The following is a 22,467-nucleotide window of genomic DNA, read 5'->3' on the forward strand; positions in this document are numbered from 1 at the left end:
AACGGATCCATGCCGCCATATCCGGTCCGGATTTGGCGGCATGTTGCATGGGGTTATCTACCCCCCGGCAAAGCTGCGAACGAGACTGCCGGCAACCATGTTCCAGCCGTCGACCAACACGAAGAAAATCAGCTTGAACGGCAGGGAGATGACGATTGGCGGCAGCATCATCATGCCCATCGACATGAGCACGGAAGCGATAACCAGATCGATGATCAGGAACGGCAGGTAGAGCAAGAAGCCGATTTCGAAGGCGCGCCGCAGCTCGCTGATCATGAAGGCCGGCACAAGAACGCGCAGGCTGATATCCTGAGGCGTTTCAGGCGTTTCCTGCCGGGAAAGTTCAAGGAAGAGGCCGACATCCTTCTCCCGCACGTTCGCCCGCATGAACGTATGAAACGGTACCGATGCGCGCTCGAACGCCTGATCCAGCTCGATGGTCCCGTCCACGAGAGGCTGAATGGCATCGTCATAAGCAGTCTGAAAAGTCGGCGCCATGATGAAGGCTGTAAGAAACAGCGCGAGGCTGGTCATGACGGCGTTCGGCGGAGCCGTCTGCAGGCCGATGGCGGATCGCAGCAGAGAAAGCACAACCACGATACGCGTGAAGCTCGTCACCATCACGATAATGGAAGGTGCGAGGCTGAGGATCGTAAGCAGGGCGACGAGTTGGACCGCCCGCTCCGTTAACGTCGTCCCCTCGCCAAAATCGATCGAAAGTCCCTGTGCGCTGACCGGCGATATGGCGAATACCGCCATCGCAGCCGCGACGGCCAGGAGAGGCATCCCCCTCCTGAAGTACTGCCGGAAAATGGCTGACGTCATTTATTCCTGTTTCCACTTATCTCGTTGAGAAGCTTGGCCATCTCTTCTTCGATGGCGTCGATGGTCACAGGATCGCTTTTCTTTTTTGCTTCGGACGCAGCTTCCCCAGGCTCCGCTTTCGCGCTTTCGCCGGATTTGCGGTCTTCTTTCGCTTCCACAGCGTCGGCGGCCGGCGTTTCGCCTTCCGGCTCCGCCTTTGCTTCGGGTTTCACTTCAGTCTTCGTGTCCCCGGCGGTAGGTGCTGGCTGAACCGGGATCGATGCTTTCGCTCCTGGCTCTTTCTCCGCAAGGACTGAGGGAACCGGTTCTTTCGAAGGGGTAACCGTAACCTCGGCGATATTGCGAGGAGGTTCCTGACCTGATTGGCCGCTCGCCGGCGTTTCGGATTTCTTCTCATCGGCGACTGGCGTGGCGGTATTGCGCTCAGGTGTGGAAGAGGCTGTCGGCGCAGGCGAGGCTTCCGCGGCGGGCTTCCCCTCGCCAGGCGTTCGAGGAGGCGTGACCGCCGGCGCCTCGCGTTGCGGTGTCGCTTTCGGTTCGTCCCTTACAGCACGCAACTCCGGGCTCGCTTTCGTTTCCGTACCGGTAGGCTTTTCAGCCGGCTGATCCAGCGCACCGCGCAGGCTTTCCTCCAGGTGGCCCGTAAGGTCCAGACCCGGCCCGGCAGCCGGTTCCGGCGCGACAGCTGGCGCGGCGGGCGCTTTATCCGACGGTTTCATGTCCTCGGGTGCGGCGCTTATTTTCGGCTCGGCGCGCGGAGGAGGTGCATCACTTTGCTGCGATATGGGCGAAACCGGCGGGCGGGGTGGCTGCGGCGGCTGCGGCTGCGGGCGTTGCGGAAAAGCCGATCGCGCGGCTGCCGCAGGGCCGGAAGAGGGGGGTGATACGGCGCGATGCGGCTCCCGTGCAGGGCTTTTCTCACCGCTCTGCGAAGGACGCTGCTGCTGCGGGGGGGCCTTGTCGGGCGGCGGTGCTTTGTCCGGCGACGGCGCTTTCGGTGTCATGTCCTTGGCGAGATGGGCGACCGCGGCTCCTGCGGCGGCCACTGCCGCGCCCGCACGCCTTTGCGGCGTGGAGGCCGTGCCCTGCCGCTCTTGCGGCTGCAGTGCGGGCGAGGGCGCGCGCTGCGCAGGAGGCTGTGGCGCGGCAGGCGAGCGCAAGGGCTGTACGGGGCGTTGCTGGGCCTCGGGGCGCTGCTGCGGCCGGGCGGCCGGGCGCGGTTGCGGCGGAGGCTGCTGGGCCGCGGCTGGCTGAGGCGTCGGCTGGGGCGATACAGCGGCCACCGCAGGCTCTTGCGCCATGGAAGCTTCGGGAGACATCTGCACCGGCTGACCGGGTCGCGGATAATTCGCGCTGACAGGTACGCCGCGAACGATATTCTGCTCGACAACCACGTCGGTCGGTCCGCCGATGAGGAGAAGATGCTCCACGTTGTCGCGGCGAATGAGTACCAGCCGCCGGCGAGCGTCAAGCCCGGTGGCATCCATTACCGCGATGCGTGGCTGTCTGTTGCGGTTTCCCGACAACCTCGAGCCGGTGATGCGACGCAGGATCCAGACGAAGACCGCAATGAGCGCCAGGACGATCAGCACGGCGATGAAGAATTGAACGCCGCGGGCAAAGCCGGCATCCATTTCAAAGGTTTCTATCAGCCATTCGCTCATACCAATTGAATCCCATGTTCGTGCCGATCATGTCCGCTCTGACTGGATGCGGGCCCGCAGGCACCGGCAACTACGCTGCGTGATCACCTTCGATGGCGGTCCTATCAATTGATGCGGCGCAGCGCCAGAGTTGCGACTCACATTCTCCGTTCCTTCTTCGGTCCGTGAGCCTTCCCGTAAGGGCGCTGCCTGCGCCTTGTTTTATAAGCGTATTAGATGATTCTCACCATTGTGCGAGGTTAACAGGGTTTGGAAAATTATGCCGAGTTTACATTGCACAATGCGAATTACGGAAATTTTTAGGCGCAGAATTCCGCCGCTTTTGTGCGGACGCTGCTTAACGGCCGTTAACCGTTAACGCCTCATTAACTACTTCGTCGGCAATTTCTACCCAGTACCGAACGGAGAAAGCCATGCCCATTTCGGATTTGCCTGTATTCCAGGCGCTGAAGGCGAAGATGCAGTGGCATCAGGTTCGCCAGGGCGTTCTGTCGCAAAATGTGGCGAATGCCGACACACCCGGTTTTGCCGGCAAGGACTTGAAAGAATTCAAATTTTCGACCGAGCTTGCCCGCACTTCCACCGGGCTCGACACCGTGACGACGAACAGGGGGCATCTCTCGGGTAGCCTGAAGCGGGGAGAATATTCCGCGAAGGTCGAAGAGATGCCGTCCTTCGAGACGACACCTGACGGAAGCACGGTCGTGCTCGAAGAGCAGATGATGAAAGTGACCCAGAACCTTCTGGATTATCAGGCGGCAACGACCCTCTACAGCAAGGGTCTCGGCCTGATACGGACGGCTTTGTCCTCCAGAGGAGCCTGATTGAAGGCTTGGGCTATCCCGTGACGGAGGCCGGACGATGGACTTTGTAAAATCGCTTTTTATCGCCGCATCAGGCTTGAAGGCCCAAAACGGGCGCATGCGTGTGATTGCGGAAAATATCGCCAATGCGGGATCCACCGCGCGCACGCCGCAAGGGGATCCGTATCGGCGCAAGATACCGACCTTCCAGGCGGCCCTCGACCGCGAAATTGGGGCGGAGATGGTCAAGCTCGGCAAGATCGAAATGGATCAGTCCGACTTCGGGCAGAAATATGAACCGGGCCACCCGGCCGCGGATGAAAACGGATACGTGCGCGTTCCGAACGTCAACACGCTGATCGAAACCGTGGATATGCGCGATGCCCAGCGGAGTTACGAGGCGAACCTGAACGTCATCACAACAACACGCAGGATGCTCCAGCGGACATTCGAGATCCTGCGCGCATAAGATCAAGTGCACCCGACAAATGAATTTGGCCCCACGCATAATAATTCCAGACGAACGGAGTTGAGGTCATGACTTCACCAGTTTTTTCCACGCCTGCTGCAGCGGCGAATGCGTATAACGCCACGGCGGGGCTTACGAATCAGGTAATCTCGTCACAGGATGACGAGACGCCCGACTTCGGAGCGCTCGTCAAAACGGCCGTCACATCGGTGGTCGAGCAGGGGCGCGAGGCGGACGGCAAGGCGCTGGGTCTTGTGCAGGGCAAGTCGGACGTCGTTGACGTGGTCACCGCCGTTGCAGAAACCGAGGTCGCCATGGAGACCCTGGTTTCCGTGAGGGATCGCGTGATTTCGGCCTATCAGGAAATCCTGAGGATGCCGATCTGAAGACGCCCATGATGACAAAGGACGCGATATGACCGGCGCGGAAGTATTGGATGTTGCGAGGGAAGGCATCTGGACCCTCATTATAGTCGCCGCACCGGTCATGATCGTCGGCCTTTTGATCGGCATCGTCATCGCGCTCTTTCAGGCGCTGACGCAGATTCAGGAAATGACCCTGGTATTCGTGCCAAAGATCATCGCGATCTTCGTCACGCTGCTCATCGCATTGCCTTTCATGGGCCAGGCGCTGATGGGTTTCACGAATACGGTGGCGGATCTGATCGTTGCCAGCGGTTAGGCCCGAAAGCGCTGCGGGAGTGTGATCGGCGATGACGCTTGATCTCGGCTTTCTGCCTCAGGTCGCCACTGTTTTCGTGCTGGTGTTCGCAAGGCTCGGCACCATGCTCATGCTGATGCCGGCACTTGGTGAAGCCGCGATCCCTACGCGGGTCCGTTTGACGATCGCCATTCTGCTGACCTTCGTATTCTATCCGGTCGCGGCACCCCTTTACCCCATTTCTCCGGCAATGCCGCTGGCAGGCCTGCTGGTTCTGCTTGCCGGGGAAATGGCGATAGGCTTCTTCATCGGCCTCGCGGCGAAACTGATCACCTACGCCTTGCAGATTGCAGGCGTCATATTCGCAAGCCAGTCGGGCCTTGCGTTCGCGCTTTCCAACGATCCGACCAACGAAGGCCAGCAAGGGGCAATCGTTGGAACCTTCCTGAGCCTGCTTGGCGTGACGCTCGTTTTTACGACCGATACGCATTACCTGATCATCGCCGCCCTGCACGACAGCTTCATGCTGTTTCCGCCTGCCAACTGGATACCCGTTGGAGATTTCGCCGACCTTTCGACGCAAATGGTTGCCGGTGTTTTCGAGATAGCCGTACAGATGAGCGCGCCTTTCATCGTGGTCGGCCTCGTCTTCTATTTCGGCCTTGGGCTGCTCAACAAGCTTATGCCCCAGATGCAGATTTTCTTCATCGCGCTGCCGCTCAACATCGTCGTCGGGATCCTGATCCTGCTTGCGCTCTTGATGACGATCATGGGCTGGTACCTCGAACATTTCGAAACGGCGCTCGGCCGTTTCGTCACCGGATAGTCGGAGGAGGCAAATGGCCGAAGAATCCGACGATTCGGAAAAAACGGAAGACCCTTCCCAAAAACGCCTGGACGATGCCCTCAAGAAAGGCGACGTTGCCAAGAGCCAGGAGGTGTCGGCCTGGTTCGTATTGCTCGGCATCGGGCTTTCGATCGCCATCATGGCGAAGCCAGCGGCGGCAGGTCTGCGCGACACGCTTCGCGCCTACTTCGAATTCGCGCACACGATCCCCGTTGAGGGGACCGGCCTGAAGGAGCTTTGGTATCAGACGGGTACCAGCATCGCGAAATCGCTCGCGCTTCCGCTCCTGATGCTTTTGGTCATGGCGGTCGCCGGCAACCTGGTTCAGCACCGGCTCGTCTGGTCGGCGGAGAAAATCAAGCCGAAGTTCAACAAGATTTCGCCGATTTCCGGGTTCAAGCGGCTTTTCTCGTCGGAGAGCCTCGTCAACTTCAGCAAGGGCTTGGCGAAAATCGTCATCGTCAGCGGGCTTATGGTCGCCGTTCTCTGGCCGGAGCGCGATCGCATCGACACAATGATCTTCCGCGAAACCTCTTTCATGCTGGCTGAAACGCGCGAGCTGATCATCAAGCTGATCATCGCGATCATCGCCTTCATGACCGTGGTGGCCGCCGCCGATTTTCTCTACCAGCGCCATCGGTGGTTCGAAAAGCAGAAGATGACGAAGCAGGAGGTCAAGGAAGAATACAAGCAGACCGAAGGCGACCCGCACATCAAGGGGCGGCTCAGGCAGCTGCGCATGGAGCGTTCTCGCAAACGCATGATGGCGGCGGTGCCGGATTCTACCGTGGTGGTGACCAACCCGACCCACTATGCGGTTGCGCTGAAGTACGAAGACGGCATGAGCGCGCCGGTCTGTCTTGCCAAGGGAACCGACACGGTCGCGCTGAAGATCCGCGAAGTCGCGAAAAGTCACGATATTCCGGTGGTCGAGAATCCTCCGCTCGCACGCGCGCTATATGCGACGATCGACATCGACCAGGAGATTCCGGAAGAACACTACAAGGCGGTCGCGGAAGTCATCGGCTTCGTTCTTAACCTGAAACGGCGCCGGCGCGGACGGGGAAGAACTGGAAAATCCTGATCACTTTGGGTTATCGGTTGATTTTCCCGGTGCGGTAGACGATTCCCTTGTTAAGTATTGGGAGGCAAAAGTGCGTCCGTGGGCGCGGCCCGGGGCAGGGGGCGAAAAGGCAATGAGCGACAACGACGCGCAACCGACACAGCCGGTGATCGACCGGACGGAACGTACCGGCAATATCGGGCTCCTGATGCTGCTGGCTTTGGGGTTGATCGCCGCCGCCGCCGCCTTCGCGCTGATGAACCGCGAACAGGCCGAACCCTATATCCTCGTGCTCCTTGGCGTGCTTGCCGTCGTCGGCGTCTTTTCGCTTTTTGCCGGTGCGATCGGCCTTTTGCGTTTTTCAGGCCGTGGATCGCCGAGCCCGATAGCTTCCGCGTTTCTCGAAACATTCGCCGATGGCGTGACGATCACCGACATGGATGGCCGTATCATCTATGCCAACCAGGCCTATGCGACGCTCACGGGTGCGGAAATCGCAGCCGATGTGCGCAGTGTTGAACGCGTTTTCTCGGCCGACCCAAATGCCGCCGATGCGCTCTTTCGCCTGTCGCAGGCTGCTCGCGAACAGCGCAGCGCCCGGGAGGAAATCCGCCTGCCGTGCGCCCTGGGCCAGACGGAAGGCGAGCCGCACTGGTACAAGGTGAGCGTACGTCCGGTAAAGATCGCCCTTGGCGCCGACGGGCGGGAGCGCGAATGCACGACCTGGCAGATCGCCGATATCACGCGGGACCGTGCCGACCAGGAAATGTCTTTCCAGGAGTTGCAGCGCGTCATCAATTTTCTGGACCATGCGCCGGCCGGCTTTTTCTCTTGCGATACGCGCGGGCGCCTCGTTTATCTGAACGCGACGCTTGCGGACTGGCTGGGGTACGATCTGGCGCAGTTCGATGCCGGCGAAATCGATCTGTCGGATTTCATCAGCGGCGACGGGGCGGAGCTCCTTCGTTCCATCCATGGCAAGGCGGGCGAGGTGAAGAGCGAGACGTTCGATCTCGATCTCGTCACACGTCATGGCCGGGGATTTCCGGTCCGGATCATCCACCGCGTTCCGTTCGGGGCGGAAGGGGTGGCGGGCGAGAGCCGGACGCTCGTTCTCAATCGCTCGCCCGGCGAGGACATTTCGGAAGAGCTTCGCGCATCCGAGGTTCGTTTCGCCCGGTTTTTCAACAACACCCCGATCGCGATTGCCTCTATCGATCGAAACGGGAGGGTCGGCAAAACGAATGCGCCGTTCCTGCGTCTGTTCGGCGTGAGCGATACCGGCCCGAACGGGGTCACCCTTCTCGACCTGATTGCGGAAGGCTCGCGCGATGCGTTGAAAGAGGCGCTCGACAAGGCACACGACGGCCAGGGCGAAATCCCTCCGGTCGATGTTCGTCTCGACGATCGCGAGGACGGGCGGAGCGCCACATTCTACATCTCGGCCGTGCGCGATGGCGCGGAGGATGGGGAGGTGGCTATCGTCTACGCGCTGGAGACCACCGCGCAGCGCGTTCTCGAAGCGCAATTCGCCCAGGGCCAGAAGATGCAGGCCGTCGGGCAGCTCGCCGGCGGTGTCGCGCATGACTTCAACAACGTGCTGACCGCGATCATCGGCTTTTCCGATCTCCTGCTTGCAAGCCACAGGCCGAGCGACCCGTCCTTCCAGGACATCATGAACATCAAGCAGAATGCGAACCGTGCGGCCGGCCTCGTTCGCCAGCTCCTTGCCTTCTCGCGCCGCCAGACCCTTCGTCCGAAGGAACTTGCGCTTGACGATGTCCTTGCCGATCTTTCTATCCTGCTGGACAGGCTGCTGGGCGAGAAGGTCGAGCTCAAGGTCGTGCACGGGCGCGATCTCTGGCCCGTGATGGCGGATCTCAACCAACTCGAGCAGGTGATCGTGAATCTCGCAGTGAATGCGCGCGATGCTATGGCGGGAGGCGGTCAGGTTACCATCCGCACATCCAATATATCGGAAGCGGAATCGACCTCCTACGACAACACGCGCGGCATGCCCGCCGCCGAATACGTGCTGATCGAGGTCTCCGACACGGGACACGGCATGCCGCCGGAGGTGATGGAGAAAATTTTCGAGCCGTTTTTCTCTACCAAGGAAGTGGGCAAGGGTACCGGCCTCGGGCTTTCCACCGTCTATGGCATCATCAAGCAGACCGGCGGCTTCATCTTCTGCTCCAGCGAAGTGGACAAGGGCACGACATTCCGCATTTTCCTGCCGCGCCATGTACGCAAGGAGAGCGACAAACCCGTCGAGAAGCCGGTCGAGCAGCAGCAACTGTCGGATCTGACGGGCTCGGCATCCATTCTGCTCGTGGAGGATGAGGAGGCGGTGCGCGCGTTTGCCGCGCGGGCGCTCTCCTCACGCGGCTATACGGTCCACGAAGCGTCGAGCGGAACGGAAGCTCTCGAAATCATGGAAGAGACCGGCGGCAAGGTCGACATCGTGGTTTCCGATGTCGTCATGCCGGAAATGGACGGCCCGACGCTGCTTCGCGAATTGCGCAAGACGCAGCCGGATCTGAAGATCATCTTCGTATCCGGCTATGCCGAAGAAGCGTTCGAAAAGAACCTTCCGGAAAACGAGAAGTTCACCTTCCTTCCGAAGCCCTTCACGCTGAAGCAGCTGGCAACGGTCGTGAAAGAGGTTCTCGGCAGTTGATGGAGCTGTTATCCGGCGGATTAAGCGGAAGGACCTAGCCGGTGATCGCGCCCGCGCAGCCCGAAGCTGCTTCCGCCTTGCGTTTCAGTCCGATCAGGCTTTCGGGATTGTTGTATTGCGGCTGGGTGAGCGCGAAGACCTGCTCAAGCGCGGTTCCCGCGTTGTTGACCACGAAAACCTCCTGAACGACGAGTGTGTTGCACGCTGTTCCCTGGAAGCGCACGCGAATGCGGAATTTGCGGTCTCCGTTGTCGGACGGGCCGAATTCCTGGTCGAGTGCAGGAATTTCCTCGGTGATGAGCCGCTCAAGGACCACCATGTTCGGTTCGTTCTGGATGATCGGTGTGCCGCGTTCCGCAGCGCCGCTGACGAGCGTCTGGCGAACCGTCTCCGGATTTGCCGAAACGGTTACGGATTGCGCGCCTTGCGGCACGGTTAGTGCAGCTTTCTGCTGCGCGCCCGGCAACGTTGATCGGGAGGACTGGCAGGCAGTGAGGGCCAGAGCGGCCAAGACGACGGCAAGCAAGCGATACATGGCGAACGACCCATTGGTATCCGGTGCGGCGGGCCACGGCCGGGCCGCGACACTCGATCAATCCGATGATCGGTTACCTATGGTTAAAAAAACCTCAGTCCGGTGTCACGGGAAATATTGCACGCCAAAAGGAACCGGCCCGGCGATGCCGGGCCGGGCAAAGGCCGCACGGGGTGAGGAAGCGTGTCGCTCCGTCGTGCCGATGTCAGGCTGCGGGCTCACCATCTATCGGCAGGCGAGACGGCTTAATGGCGTGGGATCCATCGCCGATGAGGATATGCGCAAGCATCGCCACGAACAGGAACACGGGATATTCCCAGCCGCCGCCCTCGTTGCTGAACACCCAGCCGTTGCCGAGATGGACGGTGGTCGCGGTCAGGAGGATGGGGATAAGAAGGATTGCCGCATAGCGGCTGTACACGCCGAAGACCATCGCCAAACCCAAAATGATTTCCATCAACGGAACGGGCCAGGCAAAAATCGACGGCAGGCCCTGGGATTCGAGCCAGCTCGCGAAACCGGCAATTCCGAAGACCAGGAACTTGAGCGAGGCGTGTGCAATCCACATGATGCCGAGGGCGACCCTCAGAAGCATTGCGCCGACACCGGAAAGGCCCTGACTGTCTGTCATGACGTTCGACTCCTTATGTTGCAATTGCAACGGATATAGAGGAATTTTAATGCAATTACAACAAAAATGGGATTACGCCTCATGACCGCTTTGACCGCTGCAGGAGAAAAGGCCTGGGTGGGATTGATCCTTGGATCGCGTTCGGCCTTTTCGCGTGTTGAAGCCGCACTGAAGGAAGCGGGCTTGCCGCAGCTCGTCTGGTACGACGTGCTTCTGGAACTGTCCCGCGAGGGCCGGGGGCGATTGCGCAACAAGGATCTGGCCGGGCGCATGTTGCTCGAAAAATACAATCTCTCCCGCCTGATCGACCGGATGGCGGCGGAAGGCGTGGTGGAACGGGTGCACGATGCGAGCGATGCCCGCGGTGCCGCCATCCAGATCACCGACAAGGGGCGCGAGCTGCGCGAGACGATGTGGCCGGTCTACCGCGACGCGGTGGCGGCGTCCTTTGCCGATCGCTTCGACGAGGGGGAACTTGAAACCCTTGCGGCAATGTTGAAGCGGGTGCGCTGAACCTTAAAAGGTCCTGCCTGTTTTGAAGCCGCCGCCGCTGCCGCCGAAGCTGCCGCCGGTGGAAAACCCTCCGCCCGAGCGGCCGCGCCGACCGAGTGTCGGCCCGCCCATGGAGCCTGGAAGACCGAACCCGTCCGGAAAGCCGACGCCGCGCCCGCGGCTCGTTCGCCTGCGATGCGATCTTTGCGCCCGAGCCCAGTAGTCCGCACCCGTAATTGCCCCCCGGATAAGCTCGCCCAGCAGAACGGAGGCGAGATTGTCGTCGGAGAAAGTGGAATTCCAGTCGTCGTAACCATTGCGGCGAAACTCTCTCGTCACGCGGGAAAGTTCCGCCCGCCGGCGGCCGATATCGGACAGGATGCTCCTGTCGTTGGAGATATCGAATTCCAGGCTCTTTTTCCGGTCCTCGATCTCCTGCAGCCGGCTGATGATCCTCTCGTCTTCGGGAGAAGGTGTCGCGAGCGCATCCTGCCACAGCTCCCGAAGGCTTTCCGCACCGAGTGAAGCGGCCAGCGCCTCGCGCGCTTGTTTGAAGCCTTCGTCCTCGCCGTTTAGATAGACGCGCTCTTTCTCGACGAGTGCGGACAGAGCGTGTTCCAGTTGTTCAAGCTTCTCCGAACGCTGATCGATATCGTCATCCAGGGCGGCGATCCGCCCGGCGATGTCTTCGCCGGCGATTTCTTTCGCGGCCAAGCGTGACATTTCCGCAAGCCGGTCCATCTCCGCTTGCGCTTCCCGCTCACGGTCCGTGGCGTGCTGGTCGAGCCGGACCGGGATTTCAGTAAGCATGGCATAGTTTGGCCGGGCGTCGTGATAGCGGATAAGGCTTGCGACCCATCTGTCCAGAAAGCGGACCAGCCCGGTGTGGGAATAGGCGGATGTGCCGAACCCGCGGTTCCACAGGTACATGAACAGAGGATCGGATTCGTAGGCGATGCCCTTTTCGTCCCGATCCGCCTCGGCCTGGCGGGCCTTTTCCCTCGCGGCTTCGGCGGTGGAGCGAATGGTGTCAGTCTTTTCTTTCTGGGCGATATACCCGGCATCTCCGGCCAGCCGGTCGTCGACACGATCCATCACCTCGTCGAGCTTGTCGGCAAGCGCTTCCCGCTCGCTTGCAAGGCGCGTGCGTTCATCGGTCGCCCTGGCGATATTTCCTTCCATCCCGCTTCGTTCGGCACGAAGATCGGCAATTTCGCGCGCCCGGTTGCGAAGAAGTTCGGCGATGGACTCCCTAGCAGTGCTCAAACTCCGTTCCAGTTCGCCCTTCCTCTCGCCCTCAAGACGGAAGGCGGCAAGTTCCCTGAAGCCGGCAAGCTGCTCTTCTCGCAGTCGCGCGATTTCGGCATCGCCTTTTTCGAGCCTGGCGTTGACCGCCGCTTCCTCCCGGCGCAATTCCGCCAATGCCTTTTCTATGGATCCGAGAGTCTGCCGTCCGCTCAGCATGTCGGCTCGATTTCCTTCATGCGGTTACCATTGGGTGATTGCTCCGGGCTCGACCGGCATTTCCCACTCGGGGTCAAGCCGGCCCCGCTCTTTTCGCCCAAGCAGATTGTCCTGGACGATGCCGTCTGCTTCCTTGTCCTCGCGCACGGCGTCGAACGTTGCGCGCGGCACGCGCTGGGCCCAGATATTGACGCGCTTTCTGGCGTTGTCTTCTTCGGATATGACCTGGCGCTCCAATGCGTTGCCATCGGGCCCGATCGCCTCGACCACGAGATAGTAGTTTTCGGTGGTCCGGTTGACGTCGGGAATGCGCGTAACGCCCGTGGGCATGTCAGGGCGCGATACGATGCGCACGTCATAGACGGACAAAAGCCGCGCCTCCAGCGCCTTCATGTCGGCAAGGGCCTTGCGTGCGGCCGCCGCTTCGCCGTCTTCCGCCGCCCGCTTGCCGTCGGCAAGAAGGCGTTCGGCGTCTTTTGTCGCGGCATCTTCCAGGCTGATGTCCGTAATCCGCGCGGCCGTTGCTTCAAGCTCGGCGGGAAGCGTTTCGCTAAGTTCCACGCGCAGTTCTTGCGCGGCACGCTCCGCCGGCGCGACCACGAGGAAGCGATAGGCAAGAACGGCGGCGACAAGGACGGCCAGCCCGATTGCCAGCCATTTTCCCCAGATGCTGCGGCGAATGTAGAGCATCGCCAGCGTACGGCTGAAGCCACCGGCTGGAGGACTGTAAACGAAGCGGTTTTCCTTCAGCCCCTCCACGCCCTCGCGCAAGATGCGATCCGGCACCTCGATGCCCTGGCTTTCGTAGATTTCGCGCAGGCGCTTGATCATCGCCTCGTCGCGCTGATCGGAAGCAAGCTCCTTCAGCGCGAGCGCTTCGTCATGGCGCAGCGTATCGACCACGTCCATCGCCATCATCAGGTCGTCGAGGGGCGGCTGCGCGGACTTCGAGGTGTTTGACATCGCGGATCCGGCCGGCCGTTACGCTGGCAGCGCCTTCACATCGGCGGCGAGTTTCGCAAGCCGCCGCTTGCCGTCTTCCACCGCGGTGCGGATTTCTTCCGAGTTCTTCGTCGCCTGCTCGCGCATTTCGGAAATGATCTCGCGGGAATTCTCCTGGAAGTTGACGACGGAATCGACGAGCTTCTTCACCGCCGCCGCCTGCACGGTCGGGCCATAGCCCGCTTTCAACGCGGCTTCCTGCACCTCATCGCCAATCTCGGCCAGTGTCTCCAGGCTCTTGGAAACGCCTTCCTTCATCGAATTCAGAGTTTCGGTCGATTCATGCAGCCCCTGCAAGCCCGTGAAGGATGCATTGAGCGCGGTCAGCACGGATTCATTGGTTGAAAAGAAGCTGACGGATTGCGCGTAGATGCGTTCCTTGGCGTTGGTGGTCTGCATCAGCCGCGCCATGATCACCTCCGACGTGTTGTAGCCGATCGTCAGATTGTCGGAGAGGTCCTTGGCGACCTGATAGCGCTTCTCCTCGTCCTGCATGGCGCGCATCTTCTCGTCGCGCGCAAGCTCCAGCTTCGCTTTTTCCGCGGCATCCCCACCCTTGTAGTCTTCAACGGTGTTGCTTGCCGACTGTAGCGCCTGCTTCGACGCATCGAGCTTGGCGGTCGCGGTGTTGAGGACTTCGAGCGCCATGACCTCCGCCTGCTTCAGGGCGCCACGGTAATCGCGGTAGGCTTCGAGAATACGCTGCTCGCGCTCGATCTGGTCCTTCGTATCGCGTGCAACATCCTGATAGGTGCCGCGGATCTTGTCGAAACGGTCGGATATGGTTCCCCGCGTCATGTCGCGCCATTTGTTCGACAGGTTCTCAAGAAAGGAGAGCTTGCCGTCGGCAAGCTGGTCGACGAGAGATTTGGCATCGTCGCGAATGGAGTTGAATGCCTCGGTTATGGCTTCGTAGCGCTCACCGATCGCCATCGCCTGGATTTCGTTTCGAACGACTTCGTTGAAGGTGGACGCCTGGCCGAGCGTGCGCGTAATGACCGCGACCTTGTCTGGCGAAAGATCGGAAATCTGTTCGAGAAGGGCGTTGATCGGTGCTTCGCCGGTCGAATCCGGCATCAGGCCCATATCCCTCAGCGCTCCGACCGCCTTGTCCAGATACTGCATCGGTGAAAGGCTTGTCTCGGCCATATTCAACTCCCCGTTCCTTGGTGAGATCGGCCGGGAAATCCCGGCATACCCGGATGCGCTTCTTCAAATTTCAAAACAATCCGAACGGCTAAGTCTTGTCCTTGCGGAATGTTACACTGCCAAGACGCAAGGGCCAGTCTTTTTATCTCTCGCTGCAGGTTTCCAGGGCGATACGCGCGGCAAGCCGTGCGTTGTTGCGGACAAGCGCTATGTTGGTGGCCAGGCTACGGCCATTTGTCAGGTCGTAGATGAGCGACAGGACGAAGGGCGTTACATCCTTGCCCGAAATGGCGCGCTTCGCCGCTTGCTCCAGCGCGGCATCGATGCAGCCCTCCATTTCGCTGGAAGGAATCTCCGCTTCCTTCGGGACCGGATTGGCAACCAGTACGCCGCCGTGGTCGCCGAAAAGCCGCCGCGTCCGCAAGAGCCTGGCGATCTCGGCCGGCGTGTCGAGGCGGTAAGGGGCGGGAAGGGAGCTTTCGCGAGACCAGAAGGCCGGAAAGCGATCCGTTTGATATCCCACGACCGGCACGCCCCTGGTTTCCAGCACTTCCAGGGTCTTCGGCAGGTCGAGCAGGGCCTTGGCGCCGGCCGCTACGACGCAAACGGGTGTGCGGGCGAGCTCGTCGAGATCGGCGGAGATGTCGAAGCTGTCCTGCGCACCGCGGTGAACGCCGCCGATGCCGCCTGTCGCGAAAACCGAAATGCCGGCCGCATGCGCCGCCATCATCGTTGCCGCCACGGTCGTCGAACCGGGTTGGCCGGTCGCAACCGCAAAGGCAATATCCGCGCGCGAGCATTTCATCACGTGGTCGGCCTTGGCGAGACGTTCCAGCTCGCCATTAGACAGCCCGATGTGGATTGCGCCATCGAGGACGGCGATGGTTGCCGGTACCGCGCCTTGCTCGCGGATATCGGCTTCGACCTGAAGCGCCGTTTCCACGTTCCTCGGCCACGGCATTCCGTGGGTGACGATCGTCGATTCGAGCGCGACGACGGCGCCGTCCTTTTCGAGCGCGGCCGAAACCTCCGGCGCAATCTTCAAGATATCGGTCATAATCCTGCCTTTCGGACGAACTCCGCTTTCCGGTTCGAGTAGCACTAGACCGGAACTACCGGAACCTTTTGTCTTTGAAGATGGAAAATTCCAACGGAAATCGACGCGATCAATTCTCCCGCATCCGCTGTTCGATCGCATCCCAGTTCAAGTTGTCGGGGGCACTCCCTTTTGCCTCGACGGCAATCGCCGACGCGGCAAAGCCTGCCTCAAGTGCTGGACGGCCAGCCGGGACTTTCAGCCGGGCGGCGATCCAGCCGGCGATCAAGGCGTCTCCTGCGCCGGTCACATCCACAACCCGGGCGTTGAGCGGAGAGATCGAAAAGCACTCTCCTTGCAAGGCGCATCCGGCAGGCCGGGCGCCGTCGGTCACGCAACAGGCTTTCGCTCCCTGCCGGGCGAGTTTTGCCGCAAGTTCAAGCGCGCTGGCGCCGGGCGTCATGCCCGCCAGTTCGGCAGCTTCCGCGCGATTGCAGAACAGCATGTCGAGGCGGGGAAGGATCGCGGCAAGTCGCGGCGCCTTCGCGACCGAGACGGCATCGGCAACGAGCAGCCTTTCCCCGGCCATCTCCATGACGCGCGAGAGCAGCAAAGCGGGCAGATTTGCATCGACGAACCAAATCCTTGCCGATGCCGCCGCGCCCTCCATTTCGTCGAAAAAGTCCGGGGGAAGGCTGTCGGCGATCTCTCCATGAACGGCCGCCGCCGCCAGGCTGCCGTCGGGGTCGTGCAGCGCGACGTAGCGTCCGGTCGGTTTTTCGAGTTCTCTCACGTCGGAGATCTCGATCCCGGCCTCCGCGAGCATTCTCTTGAGCATCGCACCGGTCTCGTCTTGCCCGACAGCGCCCGCAAGGGCGCTTGATACGCCGCATCTTGCCAGCGCGCGAGCAACGTTCGCCGCGACACCACCCGGCGTTTCGATGAAATCCGAAGGCGTTGAGGTATCGCGTTTTATCGTTTGCCTGGCCTTGACGATCGTGTCGAGATTGATCGCGCCGAATGCGGCAACTTCGCAATGTGATGTTCTGGTAGGCATGAAACTTTCTTGGCTGAGGGGAATGGCGTGGCGAGCGCGGCGATGATTCTCCTTTTCCGGTCGAAGGTTCAAGCGGCAAGTGAAATCTAACGCAACGTAATTTATTCAATTTACACACGGAACATATGTTGAACATATTGAAAATTATGTCGAATCTCCAATGCGTTGTTTCCGCTTTTATTTGAGGAACAAAAAGTGTACAAAAGCATCGATTGAAACGCCGGGTGCAATCGTGGAATAAGGAGCAGGTCAGTACATGTCGCAAAGCACACTCCGCCTCGTAGAGGGCAACCAGATGGACAAGACCAAAGCACTCGACGCCGCGCTGTCGCAGATCGAACGCGCCTTCGGCAAGGGTTCGATAATGCGCCTCGGCCAGGGGCAGGCGGTGGAAGTGCAGACGGTGTCGACAGGCTCGCTCGGCCTCGATATCGCACTCGGCATCGGTGGCCTGCCCAAGGGCCGCATCGTTGAAATCTACGGGCCGGAATCCTCGGGCAAGACCACGCTCGCGCTCCACACCGTGGCGGAAGCGCAGAAGCTGGGCGGAATTTGCGCCTTCGTCGACGCGGAGCATGCGCTCGACCCGATCTATGCGCGCAAGCTCGGCGTGAATATCGACGACTTGCTGATATCCCAGCCGGATGCCGGCGAGCAGGCGCTGGAAATCGCCGATACGCTCGTGCGTTCCGGCGCGATCGACGTCCTGGTGATCGATTCCGTTGCCGCGCTTACTCCGAAGGCGGAACTCGAAGGCGAGATGGGCGACAGCCTGCCGGGCCTGCAGGCGCGCCTCATGAGCCAGGCGTTGCGCAAGCTCACCGGCTCGATCTCGCGCTCGAACTGCATGGTGATTTTCATCAACCAGATCCGCATGAAGATCGGCGTGATGTTCGGCTCTCCGGAGACGACCACGGGCGGCAATGCGCTGAAGTTCTATGCGTCGGTACGCCTCGATATTCGCCGCATCGGGTCCGTCAAGGACCGTGACGAGGTGGTCGGCAACCAGACGCGCGTGAAGGTGGTGAAGAACAAGCTCGCGCCGCCGTTCAAGCAGGTAGAATTCGATATCGTCTACGGCGAGGGCGTGTCCAAGACGGGCGAACTGATTGACCTTGGCGTCAAGGGCGGCATCGTCGAGAAGTCGGGCGCATGGTTTTCCTACAACAGCCAGCGGCTCGGACAGGGGCGTGAGAACGCCAAGCAGTTCCTGCGTGAAAATACCGAAGTTGCAGAAGAAATCGAACTGGCTATCCGTCAGAACGCCGGCCTTATCGCAGAGCGGATCACGGATCCGGCCGGCGGTTCCGAGGACGACTGACCATAACCGGACGGCCTGTCGGGCCGTTTTGTCCGAGCTGCGTGAATGATATTCGGCAAAGGCCCTGGCGAAAGAAGCGCCGGGGCCTTTTCGCGTTTGCCGGCTTGCCCTTGGCTGGACAGCTTCATGGCCCGCAGATAAAAGGCAAACAGTGAAATCTGCCTGCCGGGGACGGGGCGGTGCGAGGTGGTCGGGAAGAAGGTGGAAAGCCTTGAAAGCCACCGTAGCCAACCAAAAATTCCGTTGTCGGCGCCACACACGAAGGTGAAAGAAAGCTCAATGAGCGGTGTAAACGAAATCAGGTCGGCGTTTCTCGATTATTTCGCGAAGAACGGACACGAGGTCGTCTCGTCCGGTCCGCTTGTCCCGCGCAACGACCCGACGCTGATGTTCACCAATGCCGGCATGGTGCAGTTCAAGAATGTCTTCACGGGTCTTGAAAAGCGTGATTACAGCAGGGCGACCACCTCGCAGAAGTGCGTGCGGGCTGGCGGCAAGCACAATGATCTCGACAACGTGGGCTACACGGCGCGACACCACACCTTCTTCGAGATGCTCGGCAATTTCTCCTTCGGCGACTATTTCAAGGATCGAGCGATCGAGCTTGCCTGGAACCTGATCACCAGGGAATTCGGCTTGCCCGCGGACCGCCTCCTGGTAACCGTCTATGCCGAAGACGATCAGGCCTTCGATCTCTGGAAAAAGATTGCGGGACTGCCCGAGAGCAAGATCCTGCGTATTCCGACTTCGGACAATTTCTGGGCAATGGGCGATACGGGTCCCTGTGGTCCGTGCTCGGAAATATTCTACGACCATGGCGATCACATCTGGGGCGGGCCTCCGGGCTCGGCGGAAGAAGATGGCGACCGCTTCATCGAGGTGTGGAACCTCGTCTTCATGCAGTACGAGCAGCTCGCCAGCGAGCGTATCGACCTGCCTCGCCCGTCCATCGATACCGGAATGGGGCTCGAGCGTATCGCAGCCGTCCTGCAAGGCGTCCATGACAACTATGATATCGATCTTTTCCGGGCGTTGATCGCGGCTTCCGAAAATGCGACCGGCGTGGATGCGGAAGGTAAGGCAAGGGCGAGCCATCGTGTCATTGCCGACCACCTGCGCTCGACGAGCTTCCTGATTGCCGACGGCGTGCTGCCGTCGAATGAAGGGCGCGGCTACGTGTTGCGTCGGATCATGCGGCGCGCCATGCGCCATGCGCATCTTCTGGGTGCGACCGAGCCGCTGATGTGGAAGCTGGTGCCTGTGCTCGTGCGCGAGATGGGCCGGGCATTCCCCGAACTTGCGCGCGCCGAGGCGCTTATCACCGAGACGCTCAAGCTTGAAGAAACCCGTTTCCGCAAGACGCTGGAGCGTGGCCTGTCGCTGCTTGACGATGCGACCGGAGACATGCGCGAAGGTGCCGAGCTTGATGGCGAGACGGCATTCAAACTTTACGACACATATGGTTTCCCGCTCGATCTGACGCAGGATGCCCTCAGGGCACGGGGCATATCCGTCGACACGGGAGGCTTCAACACGGCTATGGAGCGGCAGAAGGCGGAAGCGCGTGCCGCCTGGGCCGGATCCGGCGAAGCAGCGACGGACACCGTGTGGTACGCCCTCAAGGAGCGCGTGGGCGCGACCGAGTTCCTCGGCTATGAGACGGAAGCGTCGGAGGGGATCGTGGCGGCGCTCGTCAAGGATGGCGAGGAAGTCCGCGAGCTCAAGGCGGGCGATACCGGCTTCGTCATCACCAACCAGACGCCATTTTACGGTGAATCCGGCGGTCAGGTCGGCGACACCGGCATCATGAGCGCCGCTGGCTTGCGCATCCGCGTGACCGACACGCAAAAAAAGGCGGATGGACTTTTCGTTCACAGCGTGACGATTGAAGAAGGCACGGTTGTACCCGAGCTCGCGGTTGAGATGGAGGTCGATCATCTTCGCCGTAGTTCCATCCGTGCAAACCACTCGGCGACCCACCTGCTGCACGAAGCGCTTCGCGAGGTTTTGGGAACGCACGTCGCGCAGAAGGGCTCGCTCGTCCAGCCCGACCGGCTGAGATTCGACTTCTCTCATCCCAAGCCCATCGAGGCGGATGAGCTTCGCGAAGTCGAGGCAATCGCCAATGAAGTCGTTCTCCAGAATGCACCCGTCGAAACGCATCTCATGGAGGTCGACGAGGCGATCGAGCAGGGCGCCATGGCGCTCTTCGGGGAAAAATACGGTGACGAAGTGCGTGTCGTCTCCATGGGTACTGCCACCCATGGTGAGAAGGCGGGCGAGACCTATTCTCTGGAGCTTTGCGGGGGCACGCATGTGCGCCGTACCGGGGACATCGGCCTTGTCACGGTGGTTCAGGAGGGTGCGGTTGCCGCAGGCGTCCGCCGTATCGAGGCGCTGACGGGCGAGGCGGCGCGCGACTATCTGGAAGCGCAGGACAAAAGGCTGCGCGAGGTTGCCGGGCTGCTGAAAGTAGCGCCGGGCGACGTTGCAACGCGCGTTGCGGCTCTCATCGAAGAGCGCCGCAAGCTTGAACGCGAACTGGCGGATGCCAGGAAGAGGCTTGCCATGGGGGGCGGCGGTGCCGGTGGTGACGCTCAGGCGGTGCGCGAAGTCGGCGGCGTGAAGTTCATGGCGCGCGTTGTGGAAGGCATCAACCCCAAGGACCTGAAAGGCCTCGCCGATGAAGGCAAGGCGAGCCTCGGCTCCGGCGTTGTTGTGCTGATCAGCAAGGGCGAGGAAAACAAGGCTTCGATCGTCGTCGGCGTCTCGAAGGATCTTACGGACCGCATCAGCGCGGTCGATCTGGTGAAAATAGGGTCCGAGGCGCTGGGCGGGCGCGGCGGCGGAGGGCGGCCCGATATGGCGCAGGCCGGTGGCAGCGACGCCGGCCAGGCGGAAGCGGCGGTTGAAGCGATCGCCTCAGCGCTTGCATCCTGACGGGAAAATGCCGTATTCCGGCGAGCGAGAAGAAATGGCGGGCCAATCGAGCCCGCCTTTTTCGTTTCGCGGGATCAGACGACAGCCGCCACAAACCCGAGCGACGCCACCGCAAGGGTAAGCGAAATGATGAGGATCTTCGTCATCGTATGATTGGGGGTGGTGGAACCGCCTCTGACCTTGTCCGTTTCGATAACCGTCATGATAGTTTTTCCAGTTCGTCAGGTTGTCCGCAGGCCAGCTGCACAAAGCTGCGGCCCGCCTGACTCATTAGGTGTGGCGGAATGTCGCACTTGCCACTCACGAGATGCGCGCGGGCGGTCACGAATGCATGAGGCGTTTCGGGTGCGATGCTTGAAGGGAGGAAAGTTTCGCAGCGACTTCAAAGTTCAGGCTTAAGTGCCGATACTGACTTGCGGTTTTATCTCGGTGGCTCGACGATGTGCATGACGTTGCGTTGGTATGCTGAAACGAGGCATGAGAGCGGTTGGGCGGAGGAATGACGGAAGGCTTCAAGACGACGGCATACAGGCTTCTTGAAAAGGGCGTGACCGGAGATCCGCTCGGGCGGCGCGTCAATCGGGTGCTCGTCTTGTTCATTCTTGCGACTGTCGTAGTGGCGTTGCTGGAAACGGTGCCTGAAGTGTCGGCCAGATATTCCCGGTTGTTCGCACTCGCCGAACTGGCCACCGGCCTCGTCTTCCTTACTGAGTATCTGGCAAGGCTGTGGGTTGCGGACCTGCATCCTCCGCTACGCCGGTTCGGGCCCATCGGCGCGCGATTTCGCTATGCGCTACAGCCCGAGGCGATCATCGACTTTCTGGCCGTCTTGCCTTTTGTCGTCGGCCTGTTTGTCTCGGACGCAGCCTTCAAGGCCTTCGTTATCGTCCGGCTTGTGCGTTTCCTGAAGCTTGCCCGCTATTCGCCGGCGCTGCGTTCGCTGATCAACGCGGTCGCGCAGGAGCGTCATGCGTTGATCGCCAGTTTCGTCATCATCTTCGGTGCCGTACTGGTCGCGGCGACCGGCATGTATCTGGTTGAGCGGCATGTTCAGCCCGAGAAGTTCGGGTCCATACCCGCGGCCATGTGGTGGGCGCTGGCCACACTGACAACGGTCGGCTATGGCGATGTCGTGCCCGTGACGGCAACCGGCAAGGTGCTTGGCGGTCTCGTCATGATGATGGGCTACGGTCTGTTCGCCTTGCCGATCGGCATCGTGGCAACGGCATTCGCGCGTGAAATCCATTCGCGCGAGTTCGTCGTGACATGGGCGATGGTCGCGCGCGTGCCGCTGTTTGAGGACCTCAGGGCAACGGAAATCGCGGACATTGCCAAACTCTTGCGCGCGGTAACGATAGGCGCGGGCGAGATCGTCACCGAAAAGGGCGAGGATGCCGACTGCATGTATTTCATCGCGAACGGAGCGGTGGAGGCGGATTTCGGCCATTCGCGCCTGCAGCTTGGGGAAGGGGCCTTTTTCGGTGAGATGGCGATGGTCGGCCCGCGCAAACGCGCCGCGACCGTTACCGCGCTCGAGCGCACGGACCTCATGGCGTTGAGTGCGAGCGACCTTGGCGTCCTCATGCAGCGCCGGCCGGTACTTGCCGAACGTATTCTCAAGGAAGCCGAGGAACGCGCCGCGACGACCTTCTATCCCGACATCGATATCGCCGAGGAGGAACTGGAGCAGGAAGAGGCGGCCTTGTCCGAGACCGTCGCCGACAGCGGCGAGGGTAGCGAAGAAGAACCGGAGCTTTTCACTGAAGCCGCATCCGACACGGAAGGATCGTCGGAGCGAAGCTGACCGGCGCGCATGGATCGCGCGGTGA

Annotated in this window: 21 protein-coding genes; 11 read left to right on the forward strand and 10 right to left on the reverse strand. The window is 60.9% G+C overall.

The annotated features are described in order from the left end of the window. Positions 1 to 57 precede the first annotated feature (57 nt). Positions 58 to 786 (reverse strand): flagellar type III secretion system pore protein FliP, encoded by a 729-nt coding sequence (gene fliP / locus GR183_RS02320; protein WP_244313580.1) that lies wholly within the window; start codon positions 784 to 786, stop codon positions 58 to 60. Positions 787 to 821: 35 nt separating this feature from the next. Beyond that, entirely contained in the window at positions 822 to 2,489 is a 1,668-nt protein-coding gene (locus GR183_RS02325; protein WP_160773963.1) for a flagellar biosynthetic protein FliO, read from the reverse strand. Positions 2,490 to 2,902: 413 nt separating this feature from the next. Here GR183_RS02325 and flgB point away from each other — a divergent pair, with 413 nt between their 5' ends. From flgB to cckA, 7 genes are all read left to right on the forward strand, one after another. Then, the gene (gene flgB, locus GR183_RS02330) at positions 2,903 to 3,313 is read left to right on the forward strand and encodes a flagellar basal body rod protein FlgB (protein ID WP_160773964.1); all 411 of its coding nucleotides are present in this window, start codon (positions 2,903 to 2,905) and stop codon (positions 3,311 to 3,313) included. A 37-nt stretch (positions 3,314 to 3,350) separates the two neighbouring features. Then, entirely contained in the window at positions 3,351 to 3,761 is a 411-nt protein-coding gene (gene flgC, locus GR183_RS02335; RefSeq protein ID WP_160773965.1) for a flagellar basal body rod protein FlgC, read from the forward strand. A 68-nt stretch (positions 3,762 to 3,829) separates the two neighbouring features. Then, on the forward strand, positions 3,830 to 4,147 hold the full coding sequence (fliE, locus tag GR183_RS02340) for a flagellar hook-basal body complex protein FliE (protein ID WP_160773966.1): 318 nt from the start codon (positions 3,830 to 3,832) through the stop codon (positions 4,145 to 4,147). Between the two features lie 28 nt (positions 4,148 to 4,175). After that, on the forward strand, positions 4,176 to 4,442 hold the full coding sequence (fliQ, locus tag GR183_RS02345) for a flagellar biosynthesis protein FliQ (protein WP_160773967.1): 267 nt from the start codon (positions 4,176 to 4,178) through the stop codon (positions 4,440 to 4,442). 31 nt (positions 4,443 to 4,473) lie between these two features. Beyond that, positions 4,474 to 5,247, forward strand: coding sequence for a flagellar biosynthetic protein FliR (fliR, locus tag GR183_RS02350; RefSeq protein ID WP_160773968.1), 774 nt, complete (start codon positions 4,474 to 4,476; stop codon positions 5,245 to 5,247). Between the two features lie 13 nt (positions 5,248 to 5,260). After that, positions 5,261 to 6,352 (forward strand): flagellar biosynthesis protein FlhB, encoded by a 1,092-nt coding sequence (gene flhB, locus GR183_RS02355; protein WP_160773969.1) that lies wholly within the window; start codon positions 5,261 to 5,263, stop codon positions 6,350 to 6,352. A gap of 112 nt (positions 6,353 to 6,464) precedes the next feature. Beyond that, complete coding sequence (cckA, locus tag GR183_RS02360) at positions 6,465 to 9,011, forward strand: cell cycle histidine kinase CckA (RefSeq protein WP_160773970.1); 2,547 nt, start codon at positions 6,465 to 6,467, stop codon at positions 9,009 to 9,011. A 34-nt stretch (positions 9,012 to 9,045) separates the two neighbouring features. On the opposite strand, the gene GR183_RS02365 is transcribed toward cckA, so the two are convergent. Beyond that, on the reverse strand, positions 9,046 to 9,546 hold the full coding sequence (locus tag GR183_RS02365) for a hypothetical protein (protein ID WP_160773971.1): 501 nt from the start codon (positions 9,544 to 9,546) through the stop codon (positions 9,046 to 9,048). Between the two features lie 205 nt (positions 9,547 to 9,751). Beyond that, positions 9,752 to 10,177: a DoxX family protein gene (locus GR183_RS02370; RefSeq protein WP_160773972.1), complete on the reverse strand. Its 426-nt coding sequence runs from the start codon at positions 10,175 to 10,177 to the stop codon at positions 9,752 to 9,754. A gap of 81 nt (positions 10,178 to 10,258) precedes the next feature. Between GR183_RS02370 and GR183_RS02375 the strand changes: the two genes are divergently transcribed. Beyond that, complete coding sequence (locus GR183_RS02375; protein WP_160773973.1) at positions 10,259 to 10,690, forward strand: MarR family winged helix-turn-helix transcriptional regulator; 432 nt, start codon at positions 10,259 to 10,261, stop codon at positions 10,688 to 10,690. A 3-nt stretch (positions 10,691 to 10,693) separates the two neighbouring features. Here GR183_RS02375 and GR183_RS02380 read toward each other — a convergent pair whose 3' ends face one another. The 5 genes from GR183_RS02380 to GR183_RS02400 form a co-directional block, all read right to left on the reverse strand. Beyond that, complete coding sequence (locus GR183_RS02380; protein ID WP_160773974.1) at positions 10,694 to 12,133, reverse strand: coiled-coil domain-containing protein; 1,440 nt, start codon at positions 12,131 to 12,133, stop codon at positions 10,694 to 10,696. Positions 12,134 to 12,157: 24 nt separating this feature from the next. Further along, positions 12,158 to 13,096: a DUF6384 family protein gene (locus GR183_RS02385; RefSeq protein WP_160773975.1), complete on the reverse strand. Its 939-nt coding sequence runs from the start codon at positions 13,094 to 13,096 to the stop codon at positions 12,158 to 12,160. A gap of 18 nt (positions 13,097 to 13,114) precedes the next feature. Further along, entirely contained in the window at positions 13,115 to 14,284 is a 1,170-nt protein-coding gene (locus GR183_RS02390; protein ID WP_160773976.1) for an RLV_5639 family protein, read from the reverse strand. Positions 14,285 to 14,426: 142 nt separating this feature from the next. Beyond that, entirely contained in the window at positions 14,427 to 15,341 is a 915-nt protein-coding gene (locus GR183_RS02395) for a pseudouridine-5'-phosphate glycosidase (RefSeq protein ID WP_160773977.1), read from the reverse strand. Positions 15,342 to 15,450: 109 nt separating this feature from the next. Continuing rightward, complete coding sequence (locus tag GR183_RS02400) at positions 15,451 to 16,377, reverse strand: carbohydrate kinase family protein (protein ID WP_160773978.1); 927 nt, start codon at positions 16,375 to 16,377, stop codon at positions 15,451 to 15,453. Between the two features lie 256 nt (positions 16,378 to 16,633). On the opposite strand from GR183_RS02400, the gene recA reads away from it, so the two are divergent. After that, positions 16,634 to 17,698 carry a recombinase RecA gene (recA, locus tag GR183_RS02405; RefSeq protein WP_160773979.1) on the forward strand — a complete coding sequence of 355 codons (1,065 nt, stop codon included), beginning with the start codon at positions 16,634 to 16,636 and terminating at the stop codon, positions 17,696 to 17,698. Positions 17,699 to 17,977: 279 nt separating this feature from the next. Further along, positions 17,978 to 20,638 carry an alanine--tRNA ligase gene (alaS, locus tag GR183_RS02410; protein WP_160773980.1) on the forward strand — a complete coding sequence of 887 codons (2,661 nt, stop codon included), beginning with the start codon at positions 17,978 to 17,980 and terminating at the stop codon, positions 20,636 to 20,638. A 74-nt stretch (positions 20,639 to 20,712) separates the two neighbouring features. Here alaS and GR183_RS22100 read toward each other — a convergent pair whose 3' ends face one another. After that, positions 20,713 to 20,841, reverse strand: coding sequence for a hypothetical protein (locus tag GR183_RS22100; protein WP_260513295.1), 129 nt, complete (start codon positions 20,839 to 20,841; stop codon positions 20,713 to 20,715). A gap of 296 nt (positions 20,842 to 21,137) precedes the next feature. On the opposite strand from GR183_RS22100, the gene GR183_RS02415 reads away from it, so the two are divergent. Beyond that, complete coding sequence (locus GR183_RS02415) at positions 21,138 to 22,442, forward strand: cyclic nucleotide-gated ion channel (RefSeq protein ID WP_160773981.1); 1,305 nt, start codon at positions 21,138 to 21,140, stop codon at positions 22,440 to 22,442. Positions 22,443 to 22,467 lie beyond the last annotated feature (25 nt).

It is taken from the genome of Stappia sediminis (genome assembly GCF_009826895.1).
GTDB lineage: Bacteria > Pseudomonadota > Alphaproteobacteria > Rhizobiales > Stappiaceae > Hongsoonwoonella > Hongsoonwoonella sediminis.

Coding starts and splice junctions, on each gene's coding strand:
- fliP (WP_244313580.1), bottom strand. CDS start 786: ATGCCTCTCCTGGCCGTCGCGGCTGCGATGGCGGTATTCGCCATATCG.
- GR183_RS02325 (WP_160773963.1), bottom strand. CDS start 2,489: ATGAGCGAATGGCTGATAGAAACCTTTGAAATGGATGCCGGCTTTGCC.
- flgB (WP_160773964.1), top strand. CDS start 2,903: ATGCCCATTTCGGATTTGCCTGTATTCCAGGCGCTGAAGGCGAAGATG.
- flgC (WP_160773965.1), top strand. CDS start 3,351: ATGGACTTTGTAAAATCGCTTTTTATCGCCGCATCAGGCTTGAAGGCC.
- fliE (WP_160773966.1), top strand. CDS start 3,830: ATGACTTCACCAGTTTTTTCCACGCCTGCTGCAGCGGCGAATGCGTAT.
- fliQ (WP_160773967.1), top strand. CDS start 4,176: ATGACCGGCGCGGAAGTATTGGATGTTGCGAGGGAAGGCATCTGGACC.
- fliR (WP_160773968.1), top strand. CDS start 4,474: ATGACGCTTGATCTCGGCTTTCTGCCTCAGGTCGCCACTGTTTTCGTG.
- flhB (WP_160773969.1), top strand. CDS start 5,261: ATGGCCGAAGAATCCGACGATTCGGAAAAAACGGAAGACCCTTCCCAA.
- cckA (WP_160773970.1), top strand. CDS start 6,465: ATGAGCGACAACGACGCGCAACCGACACAGCCGGTGATCGACCGGACG.
- GR183_RS02365 (WP_160773971.1), bottom strand. CDS start 9,546: ATGTATCGCTTGCTTGCCGTCGTCTTGGCCGCTCTGGCCCTCACTGCC.
- GR183_RS02370 (WP_160773972.1), bottom strand. CDS start 10,177: ATGACAGACAGTCAGGGCCTTTCCGGTGTCGGCGCAATGCTTCTGAGG.
- GR183_RS02375 (WP_160773973.1), top strand. CDS start 10,259: ATGACCGCTTTGACCGCTGCAGGAGAAAAGGCCTGGGTGGGATTGATC.
- GR183_RS02380 (WP_160773974.1), bottom strand. CDS start 12,133: ATGCTGAGCGGACGGCAGACTCTCGGATCCATAGAAAAGGCATTGGCG.
- GR183_RS02385 (WP_160773975.1), bottom strand. CDS start 13,096: ATGTCAAACACCTCGAAGTCCGCGCAGCCGCCCCTCGACGACCTGATG.
- GR183_RS02390 (WP_160773976.1), bottom strand. CDS start 14,284: ATGGCCGAGACAAGCCTTTCACCGATGCAGTATCTGGACAAGGCGGTC.
- GR183_RS02395 (WP_160773977.1), bottom strand. CDS start 15,341: ATGACCGATATCTTGAAGATTGCGCCGGAGGTTTCGGCCGCGCTCGAA.
- GR183_RS02400 (WP_160773978.1), bottom strand. CDS start 16,377: ATGCCTACCAGAACATCACATTGCGAAGTTGCCGCATTCGGCGCGATC.
- recA (WP_160773979.1), top strand. CDS start 16,634: ATGTCGCAAAGCACACTCCGCCTCGTAGAGGGCAACCAGATGGACAAG.
- alaS (WP_160773980.1), top strand. CDS start 17,978: ATGAGCGGTGTAAACGAAATCAGGTCGGCGTTTCTCGATTATTTCGCG.
- GR183_RS22100 (WP_260513295.1), bottom strand. CDS start 20,841: ATGACGGTTATCGAAACGGACAAGGTCAGAGGCGGTTCCACCACCCCC.
- GR183_RS02415 (WP_160773981.1), top strand. CDS start 21,138: ATGACGGAAGGCTTCAAGACGACGGCATACAGGCTTCTTGAAAAGGGC.